The sequence below is a fragment of the Nocardia rhizosphaerae genome (assembly GCF_042650365.1).
In the GTDB taxonomy this organism is placed as follows: Bacteria; Actinomycetota; Actinomycetes; order Mycobacteriales; family Mycobacteriaceae; genus Nocardia; species Nocardia rhizosphaerae.
Genome location: NZ_JBHSBA010000014.1, coordinates 269,452 through 286,610 on the forward strand (window position 1 = coordinate 269,452; position 17,159 = coordinate 286,610).

13 protein-coding genes are annotated in these 17,159 nt (G+C 70.5%); 10 read left to right on the top strand and 3 right to left on the bottom strand.

All coding sequences use genetic code 11. The features are described from left to right. Positions 1-66: 66 nt before the first annotated feature. Both ACFOW8_RS21545 and ACFOW8_RS21550 read right to left on the bottom strand, forming a co-directional pair. Entirely contained in the window at positions 67-1,620 is a 1,554-nt protein-coding gene (locus ACFOW8_RS21545; protein ID WP_378552956.1) for a glycerol-3-phosphate dehydrogenase/oxidase, read from the bottom strand. Further along, a complete protein-coding gene (locus ACFOW8_RS21550) occupies positions 1,610-2,230 on the bottom strand; it encodes a TetR/AcrR family transcriptional regulator (RefSeq protein WP_378552957.1) in 621 nt (206 codons plus the stop codon). Before ACFOW8_RS21550 ends, ACFOW8_RS21545 begins: the two co-directional genes overlap by 11 nt. Positions 2,231-2,359: 129 nt before the next feature. Here ACFOW8_RS21550 and ACFOW8_RS21555 point away from each other — a divergent pair, with 129 nt between their 5' ends. Then, positions 2,360-3,988 carry an FAD-binding oxidoreductase gene (locus ACFOW8_RS21555; RefSeq protein ID WP_378552958.1) on the top strand — a complete coding sequence of 543 codons (1,629 nt, stop codon included), beginning with the start codon at positions 2,360-2,362 and terminating at the stop codon, positions 3,986-3,988. Positions 3,989-4,043: 55 nt separating this feature from the next. After that, positions 4,044-4,994, top strand: coding sequence for a YegS/Rv2252/BmrU family lipid kinase (locus ACFOW8_RS21560; protein WP_378552959.1), 951 nt, complete (start codon positions 4,044-4,046; stop codon positions 4,992-4,994). 9 nt (positions 4,995-5,003) lie between these two features. Here the strand turns inward: ACFOW8_RS21560 and ACFOW8_RS21565 are convergent, their stop codons facing one another. Continuing rightward, complete coding sequence (locus ACFOW8_RS21565; protein WP_378552960.1) at positions 5,004-5,645, bottom strand: AAA family ATPase; 642 nt, start codon at positions 5,643-5,645, stop codon at positions 5,004-5,006. A gap of 372 nt (positions 5,646-6,017) precedes the next feature. Between ACFOW8_RS21565 and ACFOW8_RS21570 the strand changes: the two genes are divergently transcribed. The 8 genes from ACFOW8_RS21570 to obgE all read left to right on the top strand — a co-directional run bounded on the left by ACFOW8_RS21570 (position 6,018) and on the right by obgE (position 17,130). After that, positions 6,018-8,696, top strand: a complete 2,679-nt coding sequence (locus tag ACFOW8_RS21570) for a valine--tRNA ligase (protein ID WP_378552961.1) — start codon at positions 6,018-6,020, stop codon at positions 8,694-8,696. Beyond that, positions 8,693-10,150, top strand: coding sequence for a bifunctional tetrahydrofolate synthase/dihydrofolate synthase (gene folC / locus ACFOW8_RS21575; protein ID WP_378552964.1), 1,458 nt, complete (start codon positions 8,693-8,695; stop codon positions 10,148-10,150). The genes ACFOW8_RS21570 and folC overlap by 4 nt, the downstream gene beginning before the upstream one ends. Continuing rightward, positions 10,147-10,548: a DUF4233 domain-containing protein gene (locus ACFOW8_RS21580; RefSeq protein ID WP_378552965.1), complete on the top strand. Its 402-nt coding sequence runs from the start codon at positions 10,147-10,149 to the stop codon at positions 10,546-10,548. The genes folC and ACFOW8_RS21580 overlap by 4 nt, the downstream gene beginning before the upstream one ends. Positions 10,549-10,591: 43 nt before the next feature. After that, the gene (gene ndk / locus ACFOW8_RS21585) at positions 10,592-11,008 is read left to right on the top strand and encodes a nucleoside-diphosphate kinase (protein ID WP_378552967.1); all 417 of its coding nucleotides are present in this window, start codon (positions 10,592-10,594) and stop codon (positions 11,006-11,008) included. Between the two features lie 584 nt (positions 11,009-11,592). After that, complete coding sequence (locus ACFOW8_RS21590; protein ID WP_449289777.1) at positions 11,593-14,688, top strand: Rne/Rng family ribonuclease; 3,096 nt, start codon at positions 11,593-11,595, stop codon at positions 14,686-14,688. A 267-nt stretch (positions 14,689-14,955) separates the two neighbouring features. Continuing rightward, on the top strand, positions 14,956-15,267 hold the full coding sequence (gene rplU, locus ACFOW8_RS21595) for a 50S ribosomal protein L21 (protein ID WP_110039506.1): 312 nt from the start codon (positions 14,956-14,958) through the stop codon (positions 15,265-15,267). A gap of 21 nt (positions 15,268-15,288) precedes the next feature. Then, the gene (gene rpmA, locus ACFOW8_RS21600; RefSeq protein ID WP_022567181.1) at positions 15,289-15,555 is read left to right on the top strand and encodes a 50S ribosomal protein L27; all 267 of its coding nucleotides are present in this window, start codon (positions 15,289-15,291) and stop codon (positions 15,553-15,555) included. 120 nt (positions 15,556-15,675) lie between these two features. After that, positions 15,676-17,130 carry a GTPase ObgE gene (gene obgE / locus ACFOW8_RS21605; RefSeq protein WP_378552972.1) on the top strand — a complete coding sequence of 485 codons (1,455 nt, stop codon included), beginning with the start codon at positions 15,676-15,678 and terminating at the stop codon, positions 17,128-17,130. The last annotated feature ends 29 nt before the right edge of the window (positions 17,131-17,159 follow it).

Genomic DNA, 17,159 nt, shown 5'->3' on the forward strand with positions numbered 1-17,159 from the left:
GCCGGTGGTCGCGGCCGATCTGCCTGCGCCGGATCCCGGACGGCTCGACCGGGACCGGTGCGGCGGTCAGTGGGCGACGGTGGCGCGGGCGAACGCGGCTTCGGCGGCGGGGAGGGCGGCGGCGCGGTCCGCGGCGACCAAGCCGATCCTGGTACGGCGGTCGAGCAGGTCGTCGACGGTGAGCGCGCCCTCCCGCGCGATGGCGAAGTCGAATTCGGCGGCGGTGACGTCGATTCCAGGGGCCACGGGTTCGCGCAGGGCCGGGTCGGCCAGCCACGCGGACACGATCCGGCTCGCCTCGCTGCCGTAGCGCTCGATGAGCACCGGCGGCGCGTCGATCCGGTCCCGCGCCGCGCCCGCGACGGCACCGACCAGCGGCAGCCGGGTGGTCCGGCAGGCCGCGGCGGGCAGACCGGCGCTTGCGACGGCGGCGTCGACGGCGTCCTCGGCCATTTGCCGGTAGGTGGTCAGCTTGCCGCCGACCACGGTGATGAGCCCGTCGGGTGAGGTGCGGACCGCGTGCTCGCGGGAGATGTCGGCGGTGCTGTCCTCGGCGGTCTTCAGCAGCGGGCGCAGTCCGGCGAAGCGGCCGCGGATGTCGGCGCGGGTGAGTGGTTCGCGCAGCGCGGTGTTGATGGTGTCGAGCAGGAAGTCGATCTCGGATTCGTTCGGTTGCGGCTCGTCGGGGATCGGGCCGGGGGCGTCCTCGTCGGTGAGGCCGAGGTAGACGCGGCCGTGCGCGGCCGGGAGCGCGAAGACGAAGCGGCTGATGCTGCCGGGCACCGGCACGGTCAGGGCCGCGCCGAGCCCGCCGAACGCGACGGCGTCGAACACCAGGTGAGTGCCCCGGCTCGGCCGCAGCTCGATACTGCGGTCGACCTCACCGGCCCACACTCCGGTCGCGTTGATCACCGCGCGAGCGCGCACGGTCAGCGACGCACCGGTGCCGGTATCGCGCAGCTCGACCGAATCGCCGGTCGCAGCAACGGCCTCGACACGGGTGAGCACGGTGGCGCCCGCGCCCGCCGCGGTCCGGGCGAGCGCGACGACCAGGCGCGCATCGTCGACGAGCTGACCGTCCCACGCCTGCAGCCCACCGCGCAGTCCGGCCCTGCGCACCGTCGGGGCCAGCCGCAGCGCCTCCGCGGCGGCGACGCGGCGCGACCGGGGCAGCGTGTCCGCCGACGTCCGCGCGGCGACCCGCAGCGCGTCACCCGCGGCGAACCCCGCCCTGATCAGCGAACTCTGCGCGCGCGAGATCCCGGGTAGCAGCGGAACCAGCTGGGGGAGCGGGCGCACCAGATGCGGTGCGGTGGTGCGCAGCAGCACGCCGCGTTCCACTGCGCTCTCGTGGGCGATCCCGACCCGGCCACCGGCCAGGTACCGCAGCCCGCCGTGCACCAGCTTCGAGCTCCAGCGGCTGGTCCCGAACGCGAAGTCGGCCCGCTCGACGAGCACCGTGCGCAATCCGCGCGCCGCCGCGTCGAGCGCTGTGCCGGTGCCGGTCACGCCACCACCGATCACCAGCACATCGACCTCGGGGCGATCGCCGAGCGCGGTCAGGTCGGCGGCGCGGCGGGCGGCGCTGAGCGCGGTGGCGGGATGGGCGTCATGAGTCATCACAGTCCTTGTCGGGTAGCGGAGTCAGGTAACCCTCGATCGCCCTCGACAGTTCCGCGTCGAATTCCGCTCCTGCCAGCAGCGGCGCCACCGTGCCCGCGGACTGCACCGCGGACTGGGTGATGAGCAGCAGCATGGTCGCCATGTGCTCGGCCTCGCCCGCCCGGATCGAGCCGTCTTCGTGGCCGAGCGCGATCCCGGCGGTGAACAGCTCGATCAGGGTGCGCTGATTGCGGCCGAGCCTGCCGAACACATAGGTGAGCATGAGGTCGGTGTCGGTGCGGAAGATCTTGGCGAACACCGCGTTCGCCCGGATCGCCGCGGCACCGGCCACGATCCCGCGCACCAGCCGGTCCCGGCCGAGCCCGACATCGGGCATCGTCTCGCCGACGATGGTGCGCAGTTCGCGCACCAGCAGTTCCGCGATCAGCGATCCGGTGTCGGGCCAGCGCCGGTAGACCGTCGGCCTGCTGACCCCGGCCCGGCGCGCCACCTCGGTGAGTGTGGTGCGGCGGACGCCGAAATCGACGACGCAGGCCCGGGTGGCATCGAGAATCGCCACGTCGGTGGACGAGAGCTGCTCGTCCGGCTGGGTCGCGAGTTCGATCATCGTGGCTTCACCCCGGTGAGTTCGGCGGCGCGCTGGATTCGGCGCCGTGGTCGAGCTGGAACGCTCAGGGTAGCGAGCGGAGGGCATCAAGTTGGTTACTGCTTGACACTATATGTCAGGATGTAAAGCATGGTCGAGACGCAAACCGAAAAGTCCGCGCCCGCCACCATGCGGCCGAGTATGGTGTGGGACGCCTGGGGTGTCCCCGCGGGACACCAGCCCCTCTCGGCGCAGATCCGGGGCCTGCTCGCGCAGGTGTTCGGGCTTTCGGGCGAGCCGGTGGCGCGTCGCGACGAGGGCGACGTGCCACTGCGCCCGTCCGCGCTCACCGATACCGACCGCGCCGGACTCGCCGCTATCGTCGGTGACGAACATCTCACCGACGCCGACCTGGCCCGGCTCCGCCACGCGGGCGGCAAGAGCACCCCCGACCTCCTGCGCCGCCGTGCCGACGGCCCACAGGACGCCCCCGACGCGATCGTCTATCCGGCCGACCACGCGCAGGTCCTGGCCGTGCTGGCCTACTGCGCCGAACACGGCGTCGCCGTCGTCCCGTTCGGCGGTGGTACCAGCGTGGTCGGCGGGCTCGACCCGGTCCGCGGACGATTCGCGACGGTTGTCGCGCTCGATCTGCGGCGCCTCGATGCGCTCACCGAGGTCGACCCGGTCAGCGGCACCGCCACCCTCGGTGCCGGCCTTTCCGGGCCGCAGGCCGAAGAACTGCTCGGCGCGCACGGACTCTCGCTGGGGCACTTCCCGCAGAGTTTCGAGTTCGCCACCATCGGCGGTTTCGCGGCGACGAGGTCGTCGGGCCAGGCGTCGGCGGGATACGGGCGATTCGACGACATGGTCGAGCGGCTGCTGGTCGCGACTCCGCAGGGCACCGTCGACCTCGGCCGGGCGCCTGCGTCGGCGGCCGGACCCGATCTGCGCGAATTGTTCGTCGGTTCCGAGGGCACTCTCGGCATCATCACCGCGGTCACGGTGCGCGTGCATCCTGTCCCGGAAACCGTTGCCTACCAGGCCTGGTCGTTCCCCGACTTCGCCACCGGCGCGGCCGCGCTGCGCACCCTGGTGCAGACCGGCGCTGCGCCGACGGTGCTTCGCCTGTCCGACGAGGCCGAGACCGGGCTGAACCTGGCCCGCTCCGGCGACGTCGGCGGCGCTCCGGTCTCGGGCTGTCTGGCCATCACCACCTACGAGGGCACCGAGGCGCACGTCGCGGCCCGCGCATCGGAAGCGAGCGCGCTGCTCACCGCCTCGGGCGGCACCGCGCTCGGCGAAGAGCCCGCCAGGCAGTGGGAACACGGCCGCTTCGCCGCGCCCTATCTGCGCGACGCGCTGCTGGACACCGGGGTGCTGTGCGAGACCTTGGAAACCGCGACCGCCTGGGCGAATCTGGCGAACCTCAAGACGAAGGTCACCGGGGCGCTGATGGATTCGCTCGGCGCGCAGGGCACTCCCGCGCTGGTGATGTGCCACATCTCACACACCTACCCGACCGGCGCCTCGCTGTATTTCACGATCGTCGCCAAGCAGCTCGACGATCCGATCGCCCAGTGGCGGATCGCCAAGACCGCCGCCGGTGACGCGATCGCCGTCGCGGGCGGCACCATCACCCACCATCACGCCGTCGGTGCCGACCACCTGCCGTGGATGACCGCCGAGATCGGCGACCTCGGCGTGCGGGTGCTGCGTGCGGTCAAACGCGAACTCGACCCCGCGGGTGTGCTCAATCCTGGAAAGCTGGTGCCGTGAGGGAATTCTGGCGGACTCCGGAAGCGAACGGCCGTGCGGGCGGCGAGGTACTGGCATGAGTGAGATCACGGTGCGGCGCGTCCTTGTCGTCACCAACCCGCACTCGGGTGCCGGGCGTGGCGACGGTGTGGCCGAGGCCGTGGTGGAACGGCTGCTCGCGCAGGGTGTCGAGGTGGCCGAGGTGCGGGCGCCGAGCGCGGCCGAATCGGTCGACCAGGTGCGCGCCGCGGTGACGAGCGAGCTCCGGCGGCCCGACGCGGTGCTCTGCGTCGGCGGCGACGGGCTGATGAACGTGCTGCTGGCCGCGGTCGCGCACAGTACCGTGCCGCTCGGTCTCGTCCCCGCCGGTACCGGCAACGATCTGGCCAGGGAGCTCGGCATCCCGACCGGCAATCCCGCCGCGGCCACCGACATCGTGCTGCGCGGTCGCGTCCGCCACATCGATCTCGGCCGGATCGAATCGACCTACGCGGCGCCGACCTGGTTCGCCACCGTGGTCGGCACCGGTTTCGACGCGCGAGTCACCCTGCGTGCCAACAAGATGCGTTACCCGCGTGGTCCGCTGCGCTACACCGTCGCCGCGGTGGCCGAGCTGATGCGAGGCTATACGCTGCCGTTCACGATCGAGTTGTCCGGGCTGGCGCCCGGCGCGCAGGACAATCCCGACGGCGAGCACGCGGTGATCCACACCGACGCCGTGATGGCCCCGGTCGGCAACACCCGCACCTACGGTGGCGGCATGCTGGTGTGCCCCGACGCGCTGGCCGACGACGGCTACCTCGACATCACCGTGGTCGGGGCGGTCTCCCGGCTCGAGATGGCGCGGCTGCTGCCCGCGTTGTCGGCGGGCAAGCGGATCGACCATCCGTCTACCAAGCGCTACCGGGCGCGGCGGATCACCGTCACCGCCGACGGTGGTTACGCCACCGCCGATGGCGAACCGGCCGGCATGCTCCCGGTCACGGTGCAGGCGATGCCGGGAGCGCTCACGGTGCTCGTGCCTTAGCGCGGCGGGTCAGGCCGCGTCGAAGGCGATCAGCGAGACTCCGCTCAGCGTCGTGCGGTCGACGATGACCACCGAGGCCGACGCGAGCGGCTCCTCGATCTCGGGCAGCGGCCCGTCACCGCGCGCGCCGAGGTCGAGCATCAGCTGTTCCCAGCGCCTGCAGTGCGCGGTGAACGCCAGACCGTTGACCCGCCTGCCCCTGGTGATCTGCCCGTGCCTGGCCTGCGTCGCGGGCACATCGATCAGCACCATGTGCAGTTCACGACGCCCGGCCCTGGCCCAGCGCGCGATCAGCCTGCGGCTCCAGCCGAAGGTCGCGCAGTCGTGGATCGCGACCGGTCCGTCGGTGGTGCGAAGCGCGGTGCGAATCGCGCGGTAGTGCGCCAGGTGCACCAGCGGCCGCCACAGCGGGTACGGGATCAGGCCGAGCCGGTGCCGCAGCCGGTTGCGGGTGTGGTTCGAGTCGAGCACCAGCGCGCCCGAGTCGGTGCGCACCGGTTTCTCGGCGTCGGGGCCCACGGCGAAGAAACGGTGCAGTGCGGTGGACTTGCCCGCGCCGGGTACGCCGGCGAAGACGAGCACGCTGGTGGCCGGGTAGTGCAGTTCGTCGACCGCGCCGCAGCGTAGGTCGACGAGCGCTGCGGGAGCCACGCTCCGGGTCGGCGTGGCACGGGGCGCGGGGCTTGCGGCGGAATCGAGCGGTGGTGTCACCCTCTCCAGACTCCAAGAAAACGGACAATTCGGCAATCCGGGACAACCCGGATCTTTTCCCCGGAGGCCAAGGCTCACAACGATTTCCGCGTGTCTTTTGTGCGCCGATGACAAAGACCGGCCACCTGGTCCGGCGAAGCTGAGAATTGCCTGATGATTCCCCGATCCGAGGTGGATCGCCGGTAGTATCACAGGTGTAGACGGAGTCTTCGGTGTCCCTCATCCACCGAAGATTCCGTCTCTGTTTTTCTCCGGGACTCCCCGTCGGAGGCGGTGGTGAGTCGCGTCGGTGGTGCCCCTTAGGATTGGTGCGTGACCAGCGCAGCCCCAGACAACTCGCGTAATCGTGCCGATGCCCTGCCCAAGAGCTGGAACCCCAGCGAGGTTGAGGCCGACCTGTACGAGGGCTGGGTAGCCGCCGGATACTTCGGCGCCGACGCGACCAGCGGCAAGCCCGCCTACTCGATCGTGCTGCCGCCGCCGAACGTCACCGGCACCCTGCACATGGGCCACGCGCTCGACCACACCCTCATGGACACCCTCACCCGCCGCAAGCGGATGCAGGGCTACGAGGTGCTGTGGCTGCCCGGCATGGACCACGCCGGTATCGCCACCCAGACCGTGGTGGAGAAGCAGCTCGCCGCCGACGGCAAGACCAAAGAGGACTTCGGCCGCGAGCTGTTCATCGACAAGGTCTGGGACTGGAAGCGCGAGTCCGGTGGCGCGATCCAGGCGCAGATGCGCCGCCTCGGCGACGGTGTCGACTGGAGCCGCGACCGCTTCACCATGGACGATGGCCTCTCGCGCGCGGTCCGCACGATCTTCAAGAAGATGTACGACGCCGGCCTGATCTACCGGGCCGAGCGCCTGGTGAACTGGTCACCGGTGCTGAAGACCGGCATCTCCGACCTCGAGGTCGACTACAAGGATGTCGAGGGCGAGCTCGTCTCGTTGCGCTACGGCTCGCTCGACGACAACGAACCGCACGTCGTGGTGGCCACCACTCGCGTCGAGACGATGCTCGGTGACACCGCCGTGGCCGTGCACCCCGACGATCCGCGCTACGCCGCGATGATCGGCAGCACCGTCTACCACCCGATCACCGGCCACCAGATCCCGATCATCGCCGACGACTACGTCGATCCCGAGTTCGGCACCGGCGCGGTGAAGATCACCCCGGCGCACGACCCCAACGACTTCGAGATGGGCCTGCGGCACAACCTGCCGATGCCGACGATCATGGACTCCGGCGGCCGGATCACCGGCACCGGAACCGAATTCGACGGCATGGACCGCTTCGAGGCGCGCGTGAAGGTGCGCGAGCGCCTCGCCGCCGAGGGCCGCGTGGTCGCCGAGAAGCGGCCGTACACGCACAGCGTCGGCCACTCCGAGCGGTCCGGCGAGCCGATCGAGCCGCGCCTGTCCATGCAGTGGTGGGTCAAGGTCGAGTCGCTGGCCAAGGCCGCCGGTGACGCCGTCCGCGAGGGCGAGGTGAAGATCCACCCGGCAAGCCAGGAACCGCGCTGGTTCGACTGGGTCGACGACATGCACGACTGGTGCATCTCGCGGCAGCTGTGGTGGGGTCACCGCATCCCGATCTGGTACGGCCCCGAGGGCGAGATCGTGTGCCTCGGACCGGACGAGGAAGCGCCCGAGGGCTGGGTGCAGGACCCCGACGTGCTCGACACCTGGTTCTCCTCGGGCCTGTGGCCGTTCTCCACGATGGGCTGGCCCGAAGCCACTCCCGAGCTGGCCAAGTTCTATCCGACCAGCGTGCTCGTCACCGGTTACGACATCCTGTTCTTCTGGGTGGCCAGGATGATGATGTTCGGCATGTTCGTCAGCGACGAGCCGGCGCTCACAGCGGGCAAGGGTGGGCAGCGGCAGGTGCCGTTCGAGGACGTCTTCCTGCACGGCCTGATCCGCGACCAGTTCGGCAAGAAGATGTCGAAGTCGCGCGGCAACGGTATCGACCCGCTGGACTGGATCAACTCCTACGGCGCCGACGCGCTGCGCTTCACGCTGGCCCGCGGCGCCCAGCCCGGCGGCGACCTCTCGGTCGGTGAACCGCACGCGCTCGCCTCACGCAGCTTCGTCACCAAGCTGTTCAACGCCACCAAGTTCGCGCTGATGAACGGCGCGCGCACCGGCGAGCTGCCCCCCCGCGAGACGCTCACCGACACCGATCGCTGGATCGTCGACCGGCTCGACGAGGTGCGCGCCGAGGTCGACGCAGCGTTCGACGCCTACGAGTTCGGCAAGGCCTGCGAGGCGCTCTACCACTTCGCCTGGGACGAACTGTGCGACTGGTACCTGGAGCTGTCGAAGGTGCAGTTCGCCGAGTCCGACGCGCGCGCCGAGAGCACCGCGGTGGTGCTCGGCACCGTGCTCGACGCGGTGCTGCGCCTGCTGCACCCGGTGATCCCGTTCGTCACCGAGACCCTGTGGAAGGCGCTCACCGGCGGGGAGTCCGTGGTCGTCGCCCCGTGGCCGACCGCGAGCGGCGTGCCCGCCGACACGGTCGCGGCCCAGCGCGTCGCCGACACCCAGCGCCTCATCACCGAGGTCCGCCGCTTCCGCAGCGACCAGGGTCTGGCCGACAAACAGAAGGTGAAGGCCACGCTGGTCGGCCTGGACGAGGCCGGACTCGGCGCGTTCGCAGGCTCGGTCGCCAACCTGGCCCGGCTCACCGAGCCCGGTGACGACTTCGCCACCACCGCCGAGGTGCAGGTCCGCCTGTCCGGCGCGACGGTCACCGTGCAGCTCGACACCTCCGGCGCCATCGATCTCGACGCCGAACGCCGCAGACTGGAAAAGGATCTCGCGGTCGCGCAGAAGGACCTCGACACCACAACGGCCAAGCTCGGCAACGAGGCTTTCCTGGCCAAGGCGCCGCAGCAGGTCGTCGACAAGATCACCGCCCGGCGGGATGTGGCCGCGGCCGAAGTCGCGCGCATCGGGGCCCGGCTGGCGGAGCTGAGCGGCAAGTGAACGACGAGCCGGAGCCGCAGTACGAGGCCGACGACCGCCCGGCTCCGCTCGGTGCCGGACCGTCGCCGGTGGACCTGGCCGAGCTGGCGCTGGTCGAGGCCGAGCTCGACAAGCGCTGGCCGGAGACCAAGATCGAGCCGTCGCTGACCAGGATCGCCACCCTGATGGATCTGCTCGGCAATCCGCAGCGTAACTACCCGGCGATCCATGTCGCTGGGACCAACGGCAAGACCTCGGTGACCAGGATGATCGACGCCCTGCTCACCGCGCTGCACCGGCGCACCGGCCGGATCACCAGCCCGCACCTGCAGCTGGCGACCGAGCGGATCAGCATCGACAATGCCCCGATCAGCCCCGCGAAGTACGTGGAGACCTTCCACGAACTCGAGCCCTACATCGGGATGATCGACCAGCAGTCCGCGGCGGCGGGCGGCCCGGCCATGAGCAAGTTCGAGGTGCTCACCGGCATGGCTTACGCGGCCTTCGCCGAGGCGCCGGTCGACGTGGCCGTGGTGGAGACCGGCATGGGCGGCACCTGGGACGCCACCAACGTGATCGACGGACAGGTTGCGGTGATCACCCCGATCGGCCTCGACCACACCGAATATCTCGGTCCGGATCTGGCCTCGATCGCCAAGGAGAAGGCCGGGATCATCAAACGCGCACCGGAATCGCTGGTGCCCACCGACACCGTCGCGGTCATCGCCGAGCAGCAGCCCGAGGTGATGGACGTGCTGTTGCGCCGGGCCGTCGAGGCCGACGCGGCGGTGGCCCGCGAGGGCGCGGAGTTCCGGGTGCTCGAACGCGCGGTCGCCGTGGGCGGACAGCTGCTCACGCTGCAGGGGCTCGGCGGTGTCTACGGCGAGATCTTCCTGCCCCTGCACGGCGAACATCAGGCGCGCAACGCCTCGCTCGCGCTGGCCGCGGTGGAGGCGTTCTTCGGCGCAGGCGCCGATCGTCAGCTCGACGTGGAGGCCATCCGCGCCGGCTTCGCCGGTGCGGCGAGTCCGGGCCGGATGGAACGCATGCGCAACGCGCCGACCATCTTCGTCGACGCCGCCCACAATCCCGCGGGCGCTCGGGCCCTGGCCGACACCCTCACCGGCGAGTTCGACTTCCGCAAGCTGGTCGGCGTTGTCGCCGTGCTCGGTGACAAGGACGCCGCGGGCATCCTGGACGCGCTGGAACCGGTGTTCGACGAGATCGTGGTCACCACGAACGGCTCACCGCGGGCGATGGACGTCGACCGGCTGTCCGATCTGGCCGTGCAGCGGTTCGGCGACGAGCGGGTGATCACCGCCGAGACCCTGCCCGACGCCCTGGAATCGGCGATCGCGCTGGCCGAGCAGGCAGGCGACGACGGCGAGATGATCTCCGGCGCAGGCATCGTGGTGACCGGTTCGGTGGTCACCGCGGGCGCCGCGCGCGCACTCTTCGGAAAGGCTCCCTCATGAGCGAAGACCAGGTTCCACCCCCCGCCGCCGACCCGTGGAAGGGTTTGCGCGGTGTGATGGCGGGGACCCTGGTCCTCGAGTCGATCGTGGTGCTGCTCGCGCTGCCGGTGGTCGCCGACGTGGGCGGCGGCATCACGTGGTTTTCCGGCACCTATCTGATCGCGCTTGCGGTGCTGATGATTCTCGGGGCGGGCCTGCAGCGCAAGCCGTGGGCCATCCCCTTCGATCTCGGCCTGCAGGTGCTGTTGCTGGCAGGCACGTTCATCCATCTGTCGATCGGGATCATCGGCGTGGTGTTCGCCGCGGTGTGGGCGTTCATCCTCGTCCTGCGCGCGGATGTGCAGCGCCGGATGGACGCGGGACTGCTGCCGAGCCAGCGGATGCGCCGGGAGAACTGAGACGAGTTCGGTCCGTGGTCGCGCCGCCGGATAGAGTGTCGCCGTGACTGAGCAGACTTTGGTACTCATCAAGCCCGACGGCGTGTCCCGCGGCCTCGTCGGCGAGGTGCTCGCCCGGATCGAGCGCAAGGGCCTGACCCTGAAGGCGCTGGAACTGAAGAACGTGTCAGTGGAGCTGGCGAAGGAGCACTACGCCGAGCACGCCGAGCGACCGTTCTTCGGCTCGCTGATCGAGTTCATCACCTCCGGCCCGGTCGTCGCGGCCGTGCTGGAGGGTCCGCGCGCGATCGCGGCATTCCGTCAGCTCGCCGGTGGCACCGATCCGGTCGAGAAGGCCACCCCCGGCACCATTCGTGGTGACTTCGGTCTGGAGACCCAGTACAACCTCGTCCACGGCTCCGACTCGCCCGAGTCGGCCAAGCGCGAGATCGCCCTCTGGTTCCCCGAGTTTCCCGCCTGATCCGCGCTGTACTCGCTCGTCGCGTCCGGTGCGGGCGCGGCGAGCTCGAGCGGCGCACACCCCCGTACGCGGGCGCCGATGGCGATCGCCGCGCGAACCGTATGGGATACTGACAATGGATGTGTTCGACGCCGATGCTCAAACAGGGCGGTTGGTGACAGCCTGTCGCGCAGGTACGCGACGGCGGCGCCGGACATGACCGGATGACACCGCGGTTGGATGCCGATCATCGCTGCCACGGACGACCCTGTTGCTGGGGTTGCCCGCGCAGGCACGCTGGATGAGCGCTCGGAGCGCGGCGTCACGCCGTACAGCCAGGCGCCGCGTGACCGGTTGGCCCGCCAGAAGATCGATCGAGGTGCGACCGGACACGCGGGGCGAGACCAGATGACCCTCGTACCTACGGTGCGAGGTGCACGGACGATGCCCCCGCGTCGGCCGCGTCACTCCCGTACCGGGGATGGACGCGCCCGGGGGCCCGAGGAGACTTCGTGGCCGATACAGAGCCGCTGGACACAACACAACAGGATGCCGATCAATTGCCGGAGCGAATTCGAGTTCATGCACTGGCCAAGCGGCTGGGGGTGACCAGCAAACGGATCCTGGCCAAACTGGCCGAACTGGGGGCCGAAGCGCGCAGCGTGCAATCCAATGTGGATCGCGCGGTCGCCGAAACGGTGCGCGACGCCATCGCCGCGGCCGATGCCGAGACCGGCGAATCCCCGGCAGCCGCACCGGCGACGGCAGGGCAACCGCCCGCCGCCCCGGTGGCCGAGCCGCCGTCGGCCCCCGCCGCGCCGCCCGCCCCCGTCGCCGAGCAGCCGGCGACCACCGAAACCGCCGCGCCTGCGCCGATGTTCTCGGCGCCCGTCGTCGCGCCACACACCGACCTGTTCACCCACGCCCCGGTGGAGGCCCCTGCACCCGAGCCGGTGAGCTTCGAGGCGCCCACCGTCGCGGCGCCACTGTTCCTGTCCCCTGACGTCGCCGCGGCCGAGGAGGCGCGCAAGCGTCGCAAGGCCGAGCGGTCGGCCAAGCGCGCCGAGGAACCCGTCGAGGAGGTCGAGCCCGACACCGAGACCGCCGAGGACGAGACCGACACCACCGGCGACAACGATGCCGACGGTCAGCCGCGGCGCCGTCGTCGTGGCCGTCGTGGCCGTGGCCGTGGTCGTGGCGAGCAGGCCGGCGACGGCGAGGACGGCGAGACCGAGGGCGCCGAGTCCGACACCGACGCCGAGCAGGCGCCCGACGCCGCCGCCGAGGAGCAGGCCAAGCCCGCCGAGTCCGACACCGAGGACGAGGACGACGCGCAGCCAGAGGGCGCGAGCCGCCGTCGCCGTCGCCGTCGTCGCCGCAAGGTCGGTGGCGAGTCCGGTGAGGACACCGCCGCCGACGACGACCCGCCGAACACCGTCGTGCACGAGCGCGAGCCGCGCAACAAGAGCCGGGGCCGCGCCGGGTCCGACGAGGTGCAGGGCATCTCCGGGTCCACCCGGCTGGAGGCCAAGCGGCAGCGCCGCCGGGACGGACGTGAGGCAGGCCGCCGCCGTCCGCCGATCCTGACCGAGTCGGAATTCCTGGCCCGTCGCGAGGCGGTCGACCGGGTGATGGTCGTGCGGGAGAAGGCATTCGACGCCACCGAGCACGCGGGCCACCAGACCACCACCCAGGTGGCGGTGCTCGAGGACAACATCCTGGTCGAGCACTTCGTCACCAGCTCCGGCCAGGCGTCGATGGTCGGCAACGTCTACCTCGGCAAGGTGCAGAACGTGCTGCCGAGCATGGAGGCCGCGTTCATCGACATCGGCCGCGGCCGCAACGGTGTGCTCTACGCCGGTGAGGTGAACTGGGAGGCCGCCGGTCTCGGCGGCAAGGAGCGCAAGATCGAGCAGGCGCTCAAGCCCGGCGATCAGGTGCTGGTGCAGGTGTCCAAGGACCCGGTGGGTCACAAGGGCGCCCGGCTGACCACCCAGATCTCGCTGGCCGGTCGCTTCCTGGTGTACGTACCCGGTGGCACCTCCACCGGGATCAGCCGCAAGCTGCCCGACACCGAGCGCAAGCGGCTCAAGGAGATCCTGCGCGAGATCGTGCCCGCCGATGCCGGGGTGATCATCCGCACCGCGTCCGAGGGCGTCAGTGAGCCGGAGCTGGCCCGTGATGTCGAGCGCCTGCAGGCCACCTGGCGGACCATCGAGGATGCCGCGGCGAAGGAGTCCAACGCGCCCAAGGCTCTCTACGAAGAGCCCGACCTGCTGGTCAAGGTGATCCGCGATCTGTTCAACGAGGACTTCTCCAAGCTGGTCATCGAGGGTGACCGTGCCTGGAGCACCGTCGAGAACTACGTGCGTACCGTCGCGCCCGATCTGCTGGAGCGGGTGAACCGGCACGAGAACAACGGTGTCGACGTGTTCACCGCCTTCCGCATCGACGAGCAGCTGGCCAAGGCGCTCGACCGCAAGGTGTGGCTGCCCTCCGGCGGGACCCTGGTGATCGATCGCACCGAGGCGATGACCGTGGTCGACGTCAACACCGGCAAGTTCACCGGGTCCGGGTCGAGCAATCTGGAGGAGACCGTCACCAGGAACAACCTGGAGGCGGCCGAGGAGATCGTGCGCCAGATGCGGCTACGCGACATCGGCGGCATGATCGTTGTCGACTTCATCGACATGGTCCTCGAATCCAACCGTGACCTGGTGCTGCGCCGGCTCACCGAGGCACTCGGGCGTGACCGGACCCGCCATCAGGTGTCCGAGGTGACCTCGCTCGGCCTGGTCCAGATGACCCGCAAGAAGCTGGGCACCGGACTGGTCGAGGCGTTCTCCACCACCTGTGAGCATTGCCACGGCCGCGGCATTCTCGTGCACTCCTATCCGGTCGATGCCGCCTCGGGTGCCGACGAGCAGGCAGGCCGGGCCAAGGAGGGCGGCTCGCGCCGTCGCCGCGGCAAGGACAAGGGGCAGGACAAAGCTCCCGCCGCGGCGTCGACCAACGGCACCGCGCCCGCCGAGCACGGTGAGGAGGACATCGCGGTCAAGCGGGCCCATCCGGTCGCGCTGGCGATGGCAGCCCACCACGGCGAGGACGAGGCCGCGGGGGAGCCCGCGGTGATCGAGCAGACGGCGGTGGCCGACGAGGCACCGGCTGAGCCGACCAGGTCGCGGTCTCGATCGCGGACCCGCAGGGCGAGCAGGGCCGCGGCCAAGGCCGAGGCCGAGGCCGCGGCGGAGAGCCCGGCGCTGACCGGCGTGATCCCGGCGGAGGACGAGTCCGTCGTCGCGCAGGCCGAGGTGGTCGCCGAAGTCGCGGTCGCCGAGGCGGCGCCGGTTGTCGAGCCGAGCGCGGTTGTCGAGACGGCACCGGTCGAGGAACCGGCGCCGGTCGCGGCTGCCGAGCCGGAACAGGGTCCGGTGGCGGAACCGGTCGCCGAGCCTGCTGCCGAGCCAGCACCGGCCACCGAGGAGCCCGCGCGAGCGCCGCGCAGGCGCCGGGTGGCGCGATCTACGGCGGCGCCCAAAGCCGACAGTGCCGGCGCGGTGTTCGTCCTCTCGGCGGCCGAGCAGCCCGCCGCCCCTGCGGCGGCCGAGCTCGACGCCGAGCCGGTGATCGTCCCGGAGCGCAAGCCGCGTCGGCGCGCGGTGGCCCGTCCGGCCGGCGCGCCGAGCCCCGAGGGCAACTGATCCTGACGCTCGCGGACGCGGCGATCATCGCGTCCGCGAGCCCGATTCGGGCCTGACCGGCCGAATTGGGGGACGGGGTACGGTTCTGGTAACCTGGGTCGGTCGCTGCCCAGCGATTGGGCACCTGGCTGACCAGTCGGGTGATACCGCAGGCAAGCGACCATCGCCCTCCCCGCCTGTAGGGCGGGGATGAGCCCCAGCCAAGAACGACGTCGCGGCTGCGACGTGAAGCGAGCACGACCAACCATGAGTGGAGGAAGCCGACCGATGGCAGCGTACGCAATCGTCAAGACCGGCGGAAAGCAGTACAAGGTCGCGGTCGGTGACCTGGTCAAGGTCGAGAAGATCGAGGGTGAGCCCGGCACCGCCGTGGCCCTGACCCCGGTTCTCGTCGTCGACGGCGCCGATCTGACCACCGACGCCGACAAGCTGGCCAAGATCTCCGTGGCCGCCGAGGTCGTCGACCAGACCAAGGGCCCGAAGATCCGGATCCACAAGTTCAAGAACAAGACCGGCTACCACAAGCGCCAGGGTCACCGTCAGCCGCTGACGGTCATCAAGGTCACCGGCATCAAGTAAGACACCCGAGGAGACGAAGCAATGGCACATAAGAAGGGTGCATCCAGCTCCCGGAACGGTCGTGATTCGAACGCCCAGCGCCTCGGCGTGAAGCGCTTCGGTGGCCAGAAGGTCAGCGCGGGCGAGATCCTGGTCCGTCAGCGCGGAACCCACTTCCACCCCGGCGTGAACGTCGGTCGTGGCGGCGACGACACCCTGTTCGCCCTGGCGGCGGGCGCGGTCGAGTTCGGCACCAAGCGTGGCCGCAAGACCGTCAACATCGTCGTCCCGGAGCCGGCCCAGGCCTGACCGCCTGGAGCGTCAGCTCCCCACGGACACCGGAGCGGGTCAGGGTTCATTCCCTGACCCGCTCCGTCGTGTTCGCCCACCCTTACGCAATCGACCAGTCAAAAGGAGGAGGATCAACCCATGTCCAAATTCATCGACCGTGTCGTACTGCATGTTCGTGCCGGTAGAGGTGGACACGGTTGCGCCTCGGTGCATCGTGAGAAGTTCAAGCCGCTCGGTGGCCCCGACGGCGGCAACGGCGGCAACGGCGGGGACGTGATCCTCGAGGTCGACGCCAATGTGCACACCCTGCTCGACTTCCACTTCCACCCGAATGCCAAGGCGGGCAACGGCAAGCCCGGCGAGGGTGGCAACCGTGACGGCAAGATGGGCGCCGATCTGGTGCTGAAGGTGCCCGACGGCACCGTCGTCGTCGACAAGAACGGCGTTGTCGTCGTCGACCTGGTCGGGGTCGGCAACCGCTTCGTCGTCGCCAAGGGCGGTCGCGGCGGTCTCGGTAACGCCTCGCTGGCGTCCAAGGCGCGCAAAGCACCCGGATTCGCGCTGCTCGGCGAGGAGGGCGAAGAGCTCGATCTGGTCCTCGAGCTGAAGTCGGTCGCCGATGTCGGGCTGGTCGGGTTCCCGTCGGCGGGTAAGTCGTCGCTGGTCTCGGTGCTCTCGGCCGCCAAGCCCAAGATCGCCGACTATCCGTTCACCACGCTGGTGCCGAACCTGGGTGTGGTCGCCAGCGGCGACACCACCTTCACCGTCGCCGACGTGCCTGGCCTGATTCCCGGCGCCAGCGACGGCCGGGGCCTGGGCCTGGACTTCCTGCGACATCTGGAGCGCTGTGCGGTGCTCGCGCACGTCGTCGACTGCGCGACCCTGGAACCCGGCCGCGACCCGGTCTCCGATGTCGACGCGCTCGAGGCCGAACTCGCCGCCTACAAGCCGGCGCTGGCCGGTGACGCCGGGCTCGGCGACCTCGCCGATCGCCCGCGCGTGGTGATCCTCAACAAGACCGACGTGCCCGACGCCGCCGAGCTGGCCGAGATGGTCACCCCCGAATTCACCGAGCGAGGGTGGCCGGTGTTCGAGATCTCCGCGGTGAGCCGCGCCGGGCTGCGCCCGCTCACCTTCGCCCTGGCCGACATGGTCCGCCAGTATCGCGAAGATCACCCCAAGGCCGCCCCGAAGCGTCCGGTGATCCGTCCGATCGCCGCCGACGAGACCGGGTTCAGCGTGATCGCCGATCCGCAGGAGCCCGGTGGCTTCATCGTGCGCGGCACCCGCCCGGAGCGCTGGGTGCGCCAGACCCAGTTCGACAACGACGAGGCCGTCGGCTACCTGGCCGACCGGCTTGCCCGGCTCGGTGTCGAGGAGGAGCTGGTGAAACAGGGCGCCGAGCCAGGCTGCCCGGTGACCATCGGCGACGTGACCTTCGAATGGGAGCCACAGGTCTCCGCCGGTGTGGATATCGTGCCCACCGGCCGCGGCACCGATGTGCGGCTGGAACGCAACGAGCGGGTCGGGGCGGCCGAGCGCAAACACGCGTCGCGGGCCCGGCGTGGGCTGCTCGACGAGAACGAGAAGTAGGTCCGGCCGCGCAGGCACCGGTCGAAAAC